Below are 13,091 nucleotides of genomic sequence, written 5' to 3' on the forward strand. Positions count from 1 at the left end.
TTGCTGACATCAACTAAATACTTTTTTCTTTTACCTGTTTTTTTCTTGAAAACACCAGGGTTTATTAAAGTTACCCCTTTCTCAATCTTTTGTTTCTGTCATTAAAAAATAACCGCTTGACATATTACCAGATTGCTTTATAACGATTTGCTTTGAGCTATACTATATCAAGCATTCAATAAAAAATCAAATTCTATGATAGATTTGTTAAAAAATAATATTTTACAAAAATAGTTGACAAATGCGTCAAATAGAATTAACATGTACATGTACAGGGTAGTCGCGATACCAGATTTTATTTTATTAATTGGAGGTACAAAATGAGTGATCAAAATATTTATGAAGATCGCATTAAATTGTTCAAAGACACCATTGAATTAAAGAAAACCGAAAGGGTTCCCAATCTATCAAATTTCTTTACATGGAAAATACTGGATTCACCTTACAAACTGAGTGAAGCGATGAATGATTACAATAAAATGGAAAAAGTTGTCTGTGATTTTCATGAACGGTATCACTTTGATGCTTATATGGATTTGGGCACACGAAATCCCATTCGTGTCACCGATGCACTAGGTGGAGGCGATCACGAGGTCAACGACAAAACGGAGTCAATTAATTATTATGATCACGTATTGATGAAATCGGATGAATATCAGGAATTATTAGATAATGAGGTGAAGTTTTTATGGACAAAAGTATTTGCCAGAAAATTTCCAGATACAACACCTGAAAAACTCATTGATGCTGTTCAGGAATTGATGGCTTATGGCCAATTCAATGATAAGATGACGAATAAGTTTGTTCAGGAATATCATTGTCCATCCGTTTTTAATATGAATGCAGTGTTAATGCATCCCTTTGAGTATTTACATAATAATTATCGCGGGATAAAAGAAGTATCAATTGATTTACGAAAACGACGAACGGAATTGAAAGGCGTCATTGACAAAAAATTCGAAACCCAAATGCTTCCGGCTCTGGATGCAGCTTTGGATCTGGATACAAGCGCCTATGTGTGTGACACTTATTTTCCAATGTTGGCTCATGCCATCCTTAGTCCAAAACAGTTTGAAGATATTTATTGGCCCCAATTAAAACGAATTATCGACAAGGTCGTGGAAAAAAATAAGACAGTGTACATTTTTTGTGAAAGCACAATGCTCCGTTTTAAAGATTTTTTTCAGGATATTCCCAAAGGACATGTTATTCTTCATTTAGAACAAGATGACATCTTTGAAATTCATAAAGAACTGCCTAACATCTGTCTTGCCGGGGGGATGACAACCGATTTACTCGGTAATGGAACACCGCGTCAATGTATCGATTACTCAAAAAAATTAATTGATGAACTGGGAAACGGATTTATTTTTAGTCAGAATAAAATGGTCTCATTCAGAAATGATTGTACCCGGGAAAATCTACTGGCGGTAAATGAATTTATTAGAAATTATTAAGAAGGAGGTCAAAATGATGTTCGAAGAAAAAGATTCAGCAATAGAAAACCCGTTTTTAACTTATCCGGAGGGATGGAATCAGGCGGTTGATAGTTTGGAGTTTCTGCCGGAAGAAATACGGGAAGGCTTCCTGATTCAATTTATAACAACTGTTACCAGTATGTAAACGATATTTAAAAACCTGAAATACGTTATAACTACAAAGCTGTAGAACTCTCTGCAGCTTTTCAAATTCTGATTGAAGAGGGGGTTGCTATTGATAAAAAAAAGTATTAAACCATCAATGAATCGATGGATAATCTGTGGCGGGTGTTTTTTGATTTGTTTTATGGGGTATGGATTAGCCTATTCATCAATCAGTCTATATTCGGTGAGCATTTGCGAGGCTTTTGGATTCAGTCGCGGACAGTTTTCTGTTGTCATGAGTCTGCTAAGCTTATCCATGAGTATTGGCGCATTTTCCTATGGCAAATTATCCCAAAAATTCAGTCTGAAGTTCTTAATGATAAACGGCGTAATGATGATTGCTGCAGGGGTGCTGTTTATGAGTTTTTCAACGACGCTCCCGATGTTTTATTTTGCTGGTATCCTGATCGGATGGGGACTCTCAATAGCTACAGTAATTCCTGCAAGTATCCTTATGCTGAACTGGTTTGGAGATAAAAGAGGTGGGGCTCTCGGAATTATTCTCGCATCAACCGGAATTGGAGCGATGGTTTTTAGCCCATTTGTCATTTATTTTATTGACCTTAAATCATTTGAATACACTCTGGCATTTTCAGGAATAATTCTGGCCGTCTTACTGGTACCCATTGCTGTTTTTGTCATTAGAGAAAAACCAACTATTCAAAATAAAGAAAAAAGCCAAGCCGAAACAACTTATGAAGAACAGAAACAAGGTCAAAAAAGCGGTCTGTCACTTAAAGAAGCCAGAAAAACACTGACATTTTATTTTTGTACGATAACTGTTGCGATGTATTCGATTGTGTTTGTCGGGGTGACCTATTTTATTCCTTCTTATCTATTGGATATTGGTTTGTCGCCAATGGTCGTGGGTGTTATGATTTCACTTTTGAGCGGAGCTAATGCCATTGGAAAAATAATAATGGGGAAAATAAATGATGTTTTTAACGTCAGTATTTGCGTAACTTATGGGACAGTTTTATTTATCATTGCTATGGTTATTGCATTACTGATTCAATCACCAGTCATGGCGGGGGTCTTTGCCATTATTTATGGATTGTCCGTGTCAACAGCTTCATTTCCGCTAACCATTATCGTTTCTGACTTTTTCGGGGAAATGGCTTATGGGGAAATTCTGTCTTTTATTCAAGGTATCGCAGGCCTCGTTGCAGCACTTGCCATTCCTGTTGCAGGATTAATATATGATCAAACTGGCAGTTATAATCTGATTTTTATGGTTTATATTGGTCTCAGCATCATTCCATTTGCCACATATTTTATTGCACTAAAGAAAAAGCCGGTAATTGAAGTTTAAATGAAGAAGGGATACATGAATGTTTTTTATCTTCAAGAATAGAAGATAAGTATGAAAAAATTTAACTTTTTATAATGAGGATCGCGAGTCAAAATACGGATATCCTCTTAAAAAAGACGATAAATGACAAATTAAAAAGGAGAAAAATATGTTAAACTTAAAAATTTTAACGCAAGCATTGGGAGATCTTGAAGAAGATCAGGTTATAGAAATGTTGAAGGAATTTGCAGATACAAGTCCTTCAGAAACGGAAGCGCTGGAAGCAGTAGCTGCTTGTCAGGCAGGGATGGCGATTGTTGGGGAGCTATTTGAACAAGGCGAATATTTTGTCGGTGATCTGATTTATGCCGGGGAGCTGTTAACCGATGCCATCAATGTTTTGAAACCGGCTTTAGGCGGTGGTGCTTCTGTTGCAATCGGAACGATTCTTCTAGGCACCGTCCATGGCGACTTACATGATATCGGTAAAAATATTTTCAAAAGCATGTCAGAGGCAGCGGGATTTGAAGTGGTTGATTTGGGGATTGATGTGGAAGTGGATACCTTTGTTAGAAAAGCTCAGGAGATCAAACCACAGATTATCGGCATGAGCGGTGTTTTAACTCTAGCAATTGATTCTATGAAAGATACCGTAGTAGCTCTTAAAGCAGCTGGCGTGGACGCTAAAGTCATCATTGGCGGAAACCCCGTAACCAAAGAATCCGCTGTATTTGTCGGTGCTGATGCCTTTACCACCAATGCCGCTGAAGGTGTTAAAATCTGTCAGGGACTTGTCTAAAATTCAGGAATCAAAACACTATAAGGAGCGATTATGATTATTATAGGAGAAAAAATTAATGGCACCATCCCAGTGGTCAAGGAAGCCATTGAAAAACGAAACACCAGCTTTATTGCTGATCGGGCGGTCAAACAGACAGAAGCTGGCGCTAGCTTCATCGATGTCTGCGCCAGCACCGCCCCGGAATATGAAATTGAAACCTTGAAATGGCTGATGGAAGTGGTTCAGGACGCAACCGATACCCCACTGTGTATCGACAGTCCCAACCCCAGGGTCATTGAAGCAGTTTTCAAATATGCCAATAAACCGGGGATGATTAATTCTATTTCCGAAGAAGGGGACAAATGTGAAGTTTTGCTGCCACTGATGGAAGGTAATACCTGGGAAGTCGTGGGCTTGACCTGCGATGATCGGGGCATACCTAGCGATGTTCAGACTAAGGTGGATATAACCAAAATTATGGTGGAAAAAGCGGCCAAATATGGTATCACCCCAGACCGGATTCACATCGATCCTTGCGTCATGGCATTATCCACAGAAAATAATACGATGTTAAATTTTACTTCGGAAATTAAAGCTATCAGGGAATTATATCCCACTATCCATGTCACCGGTGCCATCAGTAATATTTCCTTTGGCTTGCCCGTACGCGCTTTGCTGAACAAAACCGCCATGGCCTTTGCCATCCAGGCGGGCATGGACTCGGCAGTTATGGATCCCATGAACCGGGACATGATGGAAACCATTTTTGCCACCTATGCATTAATGGGTAAAGACAGACATTGCCGGAAATACAGCAAGGCATTTCGGGCAGGGCAGATTGGGCTGGTTCTTAAATAGATAATTAAATCAAATGTTTAAAACGTCATTTAAAAATTGAATGACGTTTTATTATTTATTCAACTTTGCCATTTCGTTTGTCACAGGATCAAGCTGGCAATAATAGTTCAGCCCGGTCAAGAAGTCATCTGGTCATAAAAAGCAACAGACCGAGTGTAGATATTGAAGAAATGATTGGACCAAGAAGCATCATCAGGAAAATTTTGAAATTCCGCTTGACTCTCACACTATGTTATACTTCATAATAAAGATGAGCTCAAAAAACACATGTGTGAGGAAATAAAAATGTTAAGAATAGGTGATTTTTCAAAACTATCAAGAATCAGTATCCGAATGTTGCGGCACTATGATGAGATTGGTCTGCTGGTGCCCAGAAGCACGGACAGCCAGACAAATTATCGCTATTACTGTGAGGAGCAGTTGCCGGTGGCTGGGCGGATTACCGCGCTGAAGGATATGGGTTTCGGCCTGGCCGCCATCATCGAAATTCTGAAAAACTATGAAGATCCTCAGGCACTGGCGGAATTTTTGTCAGTGAAACGAGCCGAACTTCAGGTCCAGTCAGAAGAAACCCAGCTTCGTTTGCGACTTCTTGATACAGCCATTAAACGGTTGAGAAAGGATGATACAGCAATGAATTATAATGTAAATATAAAAACGTTGGACGAACGCCATGTGGCTAGCGTCAGACAGGTGATCCCGGCTTATGATCGTGAGGGGATTCTGTGGGGGCTTTTAATGGAAGAAACTGGGGCTAAAAACCTGCAAATGGATGAGCCCTGCTACAGCATGGCGATCTTTCACGATGAGGGCTACAAAGAAAGTGATGTGGATGTAGAGATCCAGATTTCGGTAAAAGGGTCTTATGAAAATACCGAGCATGTTGTGTTTAAAACCGAGCCAGCTATTACCGTTGCTTCGGCAGTGATCAAAGGCAGCTATAACCAGCTAGCCCCGGCTAACAATGCGGTTGCTCAGTGGGTTAAGGACAACGGCTATGAGTTTAACGGCGCCGTATTCTGGATTTATCATGTCAGCCCTGCTCAAACCCAGAACCCTGATGAACTGGTGACTGAAATCTGCTACCCGGTAAAAAAGAAATAAAGAGATAATCGGCAAAGAACCGGTCCAGGAGTTACCTGAATCGGTTCTTTGTCAGTTTAATTATCTGCAATGGGTTTCGTTCCGATCTTCATACCAGAAGCTGACACTTTCTGCTACGGCTGCTTCAATGGCATCATAGTCTTTGTTTTTAAGACAGTTGTACAAATCCAGATGAAAGCGCTCAGCGTTGTTAAAGCGTTCATCGGTATCAATGGTATCCTCAATGGATAGGGCAAAAACTTCATAAATCCCGTTGACGATATTGGAGATATAGGGATTATCACAAATATTGGCAATCGCCACATGATATTGATAGTCCAGATAGGCGGCTCTTTCTTTGTCACCGGATTCATAAGCCACACGGATTTCTTTAATGCGGCTTTTTAAATTTACCAGATCTTTGTCAGTAACCTTGGTCATGGCGGTACGCAGTACCGTTTCGTCCATCATTCGCCGAAATTCCACCATGGCATTATCACTGCGGGACTGGAAAATAATGCTGTAGATAATGGGGTTAAAGATGGTTGGAGCGATGTGGTCGCAGACGTAGGTGCCGTCCCCTCGTTTGATGGTAACAACACCTAAGGTTGCTAATATTTTCATGGCTTCCCGCAGGGAATTGCGGCCTACCTTCAATTCTTCCATCAAAATAAATTCACTGGGCAGTTTTTCACCCACCTTAAATTGTCCGGCGGCAATGGCCTTCACGATCCGGTCAATGATTTTATCAACGATGCTACCGTTGTCAATAGGGGTAAGAGCAGATGCCTGACTGTTATTCTTTAGAAAAGTTTTCATCAAAACCTCTTTGGTAATCATAGGATGTTTAAACGTTCTATGATATTATAACAGCTTGTTTGGAAAATATCAATCTTGCTTTGATAACGTTGAGTATTTCATTCAACTTTGTGTTCGACAGTAGTTCTCAATAAACGTAAGTGCCGTTTCAGTTCCATTTTCCTGATCGATGATGGCTTTCAGTTCATGAGCTTTTGATTTAACGGCTTCTTCATCAAATTGAATGAAGCGTTGGATCAGCGCTTGTGTCGTGACCTGGGTTTCCTTCAGCGGTTTTAGTGCATACCCCTGTTGATAGAGGCGGTTGGCCCAGAAGGGTTGATCCACCGAAAAGGGGATAATCAACTGTGGTTTGCCGCTCTTGATGGCCGCCGCCATGGTTCCTACGCCGCCATGATGGACGATCCCTTTGCCATGGGGAAACAACAATGAATGGGGCGCGCCATTGATGGTCAGCAGATGCTCATTCTCATCAAAGTGAAAACCGCTGTTGCCAGATAAAAGGATGCCCCGCTGATGGGTGGCATGAAGGGCTTCCTGTAGACGGTTCTTAAATTGTTCCGGAGTTTTAAGGGGCGTACTGCTAAATGAGATGATAATCGGTGCTGGTCCCGAGTTTAAAAAGGCAGTTAATGTCGAATCGAGGTGCTCTGTTTGGGAATCAAGATAAAAAAAGCCAGGTGTCAGAACCCGACCCTCCCAGCTTGTGACTTCTGGAAATAAGGCCTTGCTGATCGGATAAATGATCGGGATGACGTGACCATTCAGGGAAAAGGTGTAGAGTCCGCTTTTACGTTTGGGCAGATGCAAGGTTTTTTGTCTGAAATCATTGACCTCTTTGATGCTTGATCGCTCGGCTTGGGCAATCACCGAGTAGGTCCAGAGATTCAATCGCTTTCCGAGATTTTTGGTTGGCGAGATGGCCAGGTTGGGAAATTCATCAATCGGAAAGGTAATCGGCACCGGGGGAATGCTGATACAGGGAATGTCGAGAGCTTCGGCAATATCCGGAGCACCGAAAGCCTTGGGATGATAGAGGATCACATCAGATCCCTGGGCAGCATCATAGAATTGATCGAGGGTTTGTCGAAAGGCCGGATTGACCACTTCATCCAGATATTTTTTGGTGCGAAATGGGTGGTGCAGAGCATGTTTGAAAACCATTTGTCCTTCCTCGGTTTCCAGCATCGCCATCAGATCACTGGCAGCTTCTTTAAATTCGATGCCGGCTTCTTCAATAAATGGCTTGAATGTTTTTCCGGTACAGATCACGGCCTGATGCCCTTTTTCCAACGCTTTTTGGGCCAGGGCGACAAAAGGTTGAACATCGCCACGGGTTCCCAAGGTTAAGATTGAAATTTTCATTAATGACTCATCTCCTCTTTTCAGTTTGCAATTAAATCCATTTAGTTATGATACTTTTTTTACCCTGATTTTTCAAGATTAATAAGGCGATCGGTAATAAATGAATTAAAGAACGAAAAAGAATATCAAATCTTCTTTATTTTATCTACATATGTTATAATAATCAATTGCATAGAAGTTACGTGAAACATCGATTAATAAGAACATGAGGTAAGAATGAATAAAAAACCAGAACTGTTGGCACCGGCCGGAACAATGGAAGCGGTCATTGCGGCCATCAACGGTGGGGCGGATGCAGTCTATTTTGGTGGCAAATCTTTTAATGCTCGTCGTAATGCTGAAAATATGACGGATGAAGAAATAAAAGCGGCGGTCACCCTTTGTCATCAACATGGGGTGAAAGTCTACGTCACCTTAAATATCTTAATAAAAAACTGTGAAATGAGTGAATTAGTCAGCACCCTTAATTTTCTGAAAAACCTTAATCTGGATGGTCTGATTGTTCAGGATATGGGATTAATCTATTTGATCCGCCATTATTTTCCCGAATTCAAACTCCAGACCAGCACCCAGGCTTCTGTTTATGGTGTGGAAGGAGTGTTGTTTTTTCAGGAACTTGGTTTTTCCCGGGTGGTTCTGCCCCGGGAAATGCCATTAACTCAGGTAGCTGAAATCAAGAAAAAAACCAAGGTTGAATTAAAAATATTCACCCACGGAGCCTTGTGCTACGCCTATTCTGGCCAGTGTCTGATGAGCAGTATGATTGGTGGCCGCAGTGGCAACCGGGGTCTTTGTGCTCAACCCTGCCGTAAGAATTACCGGCTGTTTGATGAGAACAATCGGCTGGTTCAGGAAGGCTATCTCCTTAGTCCCAAGGACCTAAATACGTTGGACGACCTGGAGACAATCATCGCTTCTGGTGTGGACTCCCTTAAAATTGAAGGCCGAATGAAAACACCGGAATATGTCTATGGGATCACCCGGGCTTATCGGGAAGGCATCGATGCCGCAGTTGGGGATAAGACAACCAAAACGGTCGATAATCAGGCCGTCATGCAGGTGTTTAACCGGGATTTTACCAGGGGTCACCTTTTTAATGAAGCGGATCTCCTCAATGCCCAGGTGGGCAAGAACCGGGGCGTTTTAATTGGCCAGGTTGTCAGCCTTGTTAAAACCGCTAAAAACCAGAATCATAAAAGTGCCTATCAGCCTCTGGGGATTCGCCTCAATGAGGATGCTCAGCTTCATGTCGGGGATGGCTTATCCTTTGGTGAGGACGGGAAAATGGGGACCAAGGTGGATGCGATTTTCACCCCGGCCGGCCGCCGGCTGGAACAAGGCCTTGGTGGCGATACCGTGGCCATTCCCTGTCGCTATGGGGTTTCGCCAGGAACACCACTTTATAAAAATCTTGATAAGAACTTAATGGATAGCCTTAAACAACTGGGTTCCCAATCCCTTGATCAACCAGGCACCGCAGTGAATTTTAATCTGCTCCTCAAGCTGGGCAAACCGGCCGAAATAACAGCTTTCACCCAGGGGTATGCGGTCACTTATATAGCCGCTTTCGGTCCCGAAGTACCACTGAAAAACCCCATTGATGAAGCGATGGTCCGGGAGCAGCTTTCCCGAATCGGCGGCACCGGTTATGAACTGGGGACTATTTCCATGGCGTTGGATAATCAGGTGTTTCTCTCTCGTAGCCAGTTAAACACGCTACGCAAAGAAGTGTTGCTTAAACTGGCAGAGGCTCTGGCAGACGCTGAAAAAAATGCCAGCAATACCGGTGAGTTAAATCAGGCGATGACGATTGTGCCGCTGGAGAAAGAACTGGCGGGTCAATCAGATCGATTTAAGAAGCTGCAATTAGCAGACGCGAAAAAACGGGTTTCATTGGCATTCGAAAAAATGCCGGATCATCAATTTTTAGTGCTTTTGGATGGAATGGGTCTGGATCAGGTTGTGTTGCCATTGCTTGGGGAGGGTGTCGCGGAAAAGACCGCCCTCTTAAAGGATCTGGGCATCGCAGTTTTACTGAAGACCCCTAAAATAATAAATGACGAATTAACTAAAAAAGTACGTCGCTTAATGACCCAGGAGATGAATCAGGATGGCTTTTTAATTGGCAATTATGAAGCCCTGCATCTGTTAAATAAAAGATCATCTTATTTAGAGGCTGATCAGTCGTTTAACCTGTTTAATACCCTGGCAACTAGGGCATTGAAAGAGTGGGGCGTCAGTGGTGGCGTGTTATCGCCAGAACTTACTGAAACCGAGCTGAAAGAAATAAGCGAGCATTCTGAGATTGCCATGGTTTTACCAGTTTACGGTTCGCAGGAGCTGATGGTCAGTAAAAAATGTCTGTTTGGTTGTAAAAGCTGTCTGGAAAAGAAAAAAGGAACAACCGGTTTGTGCCATCAGGAAATGTCCGGTAAGCTGGTCGATGAGCGCGGATTTGGTTTCCCGGTAGAACGGGATGCCCAGGGACTGATTCATGTCTATAACGGCGATACCTTATTTCTCAGGGAAGAAATCCTGGAATTAAAAGGTGTGGACACCTGGCGAATCCAGCACCGTAACGAAAGTATGGAAAAGTTAAGGATCATCATCGGCTATTACAGTCAGGGAATTTATGACAAACATTGGGGTCTTCCGGAAGGGCTTGGGACCGAGGGAACCACCCGGGGAAGTTTTAAACGAGGAGTGAAATAAATACATGGATCAAAGAAGTTTGAAGGTCTTAGAATATCATAAAATATTAAAAAGTCTGGGTGAGCATTGTGTCACCCAGGGTGGGAAGGATCAGGCCAAAAATCTATTGCCGCTGGAAAGCCTGACGGCAGTCAATCGGGGCCTTGATTTAACCAATGAAAGCCTCGGGATGATCCTCCGCAATGGCCGCCCGCCCCTGGCAGATGTACCGAATACCAGTGATTATGTCAAGTGGGCGGCGATTGGCTCAATGCTGTCGATGAAAGAACTGTTGTCGATTGCCACTCTGTTACGGATCGCCCGGGATATGGATAACTATTACCACAGCGATACGCAGATGGATACCCTGGTATTACTGAGGGATCTGTTTACTTCGCTGGAAACCTGTGAAGAACTGGAAAAAGAAATCAGCCGAAAAATACTGGGACCGGAAGAAATGGCCGACAACGCCTCCCGGGAACTGTCCCGAATTCGGCGGGAGATGCAGTTTAAGTATAAACGGATCAGCGAAAAACTCAATCATATGATCAGTTCCACTGCCTATGATAAAATTCTTCAGGAAAAAATCATCACGATCCGGAACAATCGCTATGTTATTCCAGTCAAGCAGGAATACCGCAGCCAGGTGCCTGGAATTGTTCTCGATAAGTCGGCCAGTGGCGCGACCCTTTTTATTGAACCGATGGCGGTGGTGGAACTGAACAACGATATCAAAATTTTGGTCACCGAAGAAGAACAGGAAATCGTCCGGATTCTCAAAGATCTCACCGAAAAGGTAGCGGATCAGCGGGATGAAATTATCTGCAATTATGATGTGCTGGTGGATCTGGATTTTCAGTTTGGCAAAGGCAAGTACGGTCTGACCATCAATGGCGTCCGCACCAGTGTCACCGAAACCGGCGTGATTGAGCTGTTACGGGCCAAGCATCCGCTGATTCCTGAAGATCAGGTTGTCGCCTCGGATATTTATTTTGAAGAAGGCATTGACACCATGGTCATCACCGGGCCAAATACCGGGGGGAAAACGGTCTCCTTAAAAACTATCGGCCTATTGAACCTGATGGTTCAGTCCGGGCTGTTTGTCCCGGTTCGGGAAGGCAGTAAAACCCGGATTTTTGCCGACATTTTTGCGGATATCGGGGATGAACAAAGCATTGAGCAAAGCCTCAGTACCTTTTCTTCCCATATGACCAATATTGTTGAGATTATGAACAAAGCGGATCATAATTCACTGGTATTATTTGACGAACTGGGCGCCGGTACGGACCCCACCGAAGGGGCCGCTCTGGCCATTTCGATTCTTAATGCCCTGCATTTGCGTAAGGTAACCAGTGTATCCACCACTCATTATAGCGAGCTTAAGGAATACGCCCTGGTTACTCCGGGGGTGGTCAATGCCAGTGTCGAATTTGATGTCAAAACCCTAAGACCAACTTATCGCCTGTTAATTGGGGTGCCGGGAAAATCCAATGCCTTTGAAATCGCGATGCGATTGGGGCTTGGTGAGGATGTCATTGAAAATGCCCGCGACCTGATCAAGAATGAAGCCATCCGCTTTGAAGAAACGCTGATAAAAATTGATGAAAAGCGTCGTCGCACCGAAGCTGAACATGATGCTATTATTCGCCTGAAGCAGGAAACCGAAGCCCTGAAACGGCAAATGGATCAGGAAAAGCAGAAGTTTGCCGATCAACAAAAAGCGCTGCTCCAAAAAGCTCAGGAAGAAGCCATGGAAATTGTTAAGAAAACCCGGGCCGAAACTGAGGAAATTTACCGGGAAATCCGAACTATTCAGGAAACCACGACCAACGCGGTTAAAGATAATAAAGAATTGGAAGCGATTCGCAAGCGGATTAAAGAAAAAGAGAAGAATCTTTATCAGTTTGGCAGCCGACCCAAGGATTATCAGGGGGCGGCTCTGGAAATGGATGACCTCAGTGTTGGCATGAAGGTATATATTAACAGCCTGCGTCGGGAAGGGGAGGTTTTAAACCTGCTGCCCAATGAGAACAAAGCCATGGTTCAGGCGGAAATGATTAAGCTGAAGGTTGACGTCGGTGACCTGAGTGTCTCAACGGCGCTGGCCAGGCCGGAAGAGAAAAAGGTAACCTATAAAAAGGTCGATCGTCACGTGATGGATACCAAACTCGATCTCCGCGGGAAAAATGGCGAAGAGTCGCTATATCTGGTCGATAAGATGATCGGTGACGCGATGCTTTCAGGCAACAAGCAGATTGTGATTGTCCACGGCAAGGGCACCGGCAGGCTCCGGGAGATCATTCATGAATACCTCAAAGGAAACCCCTTGATCGAAGATTTCCGTCTGGGCGCCATGAACGAAGGCGGCTCCGGGGTGACCATCGTGACGTTATAAAAAAGCGTCATCAGCTTTCGAAGGGAGCAGGAATCACCGGATCGATGAGGAGATAGATAAGCGGACACGGAGATTAAAAAATAATCTTGTCATTTTACAGCACCCATAATACAATTAATGGGAAAATTTCACAAGTACCTAGAATTTCGAAACTTTGGAGGAAAC

General features: G+C 43.3%; 10 protein-coding genes. 8 read left to right on the forward strand and 2 right to left on the reverse strand.

The genetic code is table 11. The features are described from left to right. The first annotated feature begins 320 nt into the window (after window positions 1–320). The 6 genes from QZ998_RS14915 (at window position 321) to QZ998_RS14940 (ending at window position 5,677) form a co-directional block, all read left to right on the forward strand. A complete protein-coding gene (locus QZ998_RS14915) occupies window positions 321–1,457 on the forward strand; it encodes a uroporphyrinogen decarboxylase family protein (RefSeq protein ID WP_296561633.1) in 1,137 nt (378 codons plus the stop codon). Window positions 1,458–1,470: 13 nt separating this feature from the next. Further along, a complete protein-coding gene (locus tag QZ998_RS14920) occupies window positions 1,471–1,623 on the forward strand; it encodes a hypothetical protein (RefSeq protein WP_296561634.1) in 153 nt (50 codons plus the stop codon). 162 nt (window positions 1,624–1,785) lie between these two features. Continuing rightward, window positions 1,786–2,955, forward strand: coding sequence for an MFS transporter (locus QZ998_RS14925; RefSeq protein ID WP_296561676.1), 1,170 nt, complete (start codon window positions 1,786–1,788; stop codon window positions 2,953–2,955). 148 nt (window positions 2,956–3,103) lie between these two features. Further along, a complete protein-coding gene (locus tag QZ998_RS14930) occupies window positions 3,104–3,733 on the forward strand; it encodes a cobalamin-dependent protein (RefSeq protein WP_296561635.1) in 630 nt (209 codons plus the stop codon). A 33-nt stretch (window positions 3,734–3,766) separates the two neighbouring features. Beyond that, on the forward strand, window positions 3,767–4,573 hold the full coding sequence (locus QZ998_RS14935; protein WP_296561636.1) for a methyltetrahydrofolate cobalamin methyltransferase: 807 nt from the start codon (window positions 3,767–3,769) through the stop codon (window positions 4,571–4,573). Window positions 4,574–4,858: 285 nt separating this feature from the next. Continuing rightward, entirely contained in the window at window positions 4,859–5,677 is an 819-nt protein-coding gene (locus QZ998_RS14940) for a MerR family transcriptional regulator (protein ID WP_296561637.1), read from the forward strand. 60 nt (window positions 5,678–5,737) lie between these two features. Here QZ998_RS14940 and QZ998_RS14945 read toward each other — a convergent pair whose 3' ends face one another. Next, the gene (locus tag QZ998_RS14945; RefSeq protein WP_296561638.1) at window positions 5,738–6,475 is read right to left on the reverse strand and encodes a FadR/GntR family transcriptional regulator; all 738 of its coding nucleotides are present in this window, start codon (window positions 6,473–6,475) and stop codon (window positions 5,738–5,740) included. A 102-nt stretch (window positions 6,476–6,577) separates the two neighbouring features. Beyond that, window positions 6,578–7,840 carry a glycosyltransferase gene (locus QZ998_RS14950; protein ID WP_296561639.1) on the reverse strand — a complete coding sequence of 421 codons (1,263 nt, stop codon included), beginning with the start codon at window positions 7,838–7,840 and terminating at the stop codon, window positions 6,578–6,580. Window positions 7,841–8,056: 216 nt separating this feature from the next. On the opposite strand from QZ998_RS14950, the gene QZ998_RS14955 reads away from it, so the two are divergent. Both QZ998_RS14955 and QZ998_RS14960 read left to right on the forward strand, forming a co-directional pair. Beyond that, window positions 8,057–10,552, forward strand: a complete 2,496-nt coding sequence (locus tag QZ998_RS14955) for a U32 family peptidase (protein WP_296561640.1) — start codon at window positions 8,057–8,059, stop codon at window positions 10,550–10,552. Window positions 10,553–10,556: 4 nt separating this feature from the next. Next, window positions 10,557–12,926, forward strand: coding sequence for an endonuclease MutS2 (locus QZ998_RS14960; RefSeq protein ID WP_296561641.1), 2,370 nt, complete (start codon window positions 10,557–10,559; stop codon window positions 12,924–12,926). Window positions 12,927–13,091: the final 165 nt, after the last annotated feature.

This window comes from uncultured Acetobacterium sp., assembly GCF_927416815.1.
Taxonomy (GTDB): Bacteria; Bacillota; Clostridia; order Eubacteriales; family Eubacteriaceae; genus Acetobacterium.

Bases quoted from the DNA above. Each gene is read 5' to 3' on its own strand.
- QZ998_RS14920 (WP_296561634.1), top strand. From the start codon at position 1,471: ATGATGTTCGAAGAAAAAGATTCAGCAATAGAAAACCCGTTTTTAACT.
- QZ998_RS14935 (WP_296561636.1), top strand. From the start codon at position 3,767: ATGATTATTATAGGAGAAAAAATTAATGGCACCATCCCAGTGGTCAAG.
- QZ998_RS14930 (WP_296561635.1), top strand. From the start codon at position 3,104: ATGTTAAACTTAAAAATTTTAACGCAAGCATTGGGAGATCTTGAAGAA.
- QZ998_RS14945 (WP_296561638.1), bottom strand. From the start codon at position 6,475: ATGAAAACTTTTCTAAAGAATAACAGTCAGGCATCTGCTCTTACCCCT.
- QZ998_RS14960 (WP_296561641.1), top strand. From the start codon at position 10,557: ATGGATCAAAGAAGTTTGAAGGTCTTAGAATATCATAAAATATTAAAA.
- QZ998_RS14955 (WP_296561640.1), top strand. From the start codon at position 8,057: ATGAATAAAAAACCAGAACTGTTGGCACCGGCCGGAACAATGGAAGCG.
- QZ998_RS14915 (WP_296561633.1), top strand. From the start codon at position 321: ATGAGTGATCAAAATATTTATGAAGATCGCATTAAATTGTTCAAAGAC.
- QZ998_RS14950 (WP_296561639.1), bottom strand. From the start codon at position 7,840: ATGAAAATTTCAATCTTAACCTTGGGAACCCGTGGCGATGTTCAACCT.
- QZ998_RS14940 (WP_296561637.1), top strand. From the start codon at position 4,859: ATGTTAAGAATAGGTGATTTTTCAAAACTATCAAGAATCAGTATCCGA.
- QZ998_RS14925 (WP_296561676.1), top strand. From the start codon at position 1,786: ATGGGGTATGGATTAGCCTATTCATCAATCAGTCTATATTCGGTGAGC.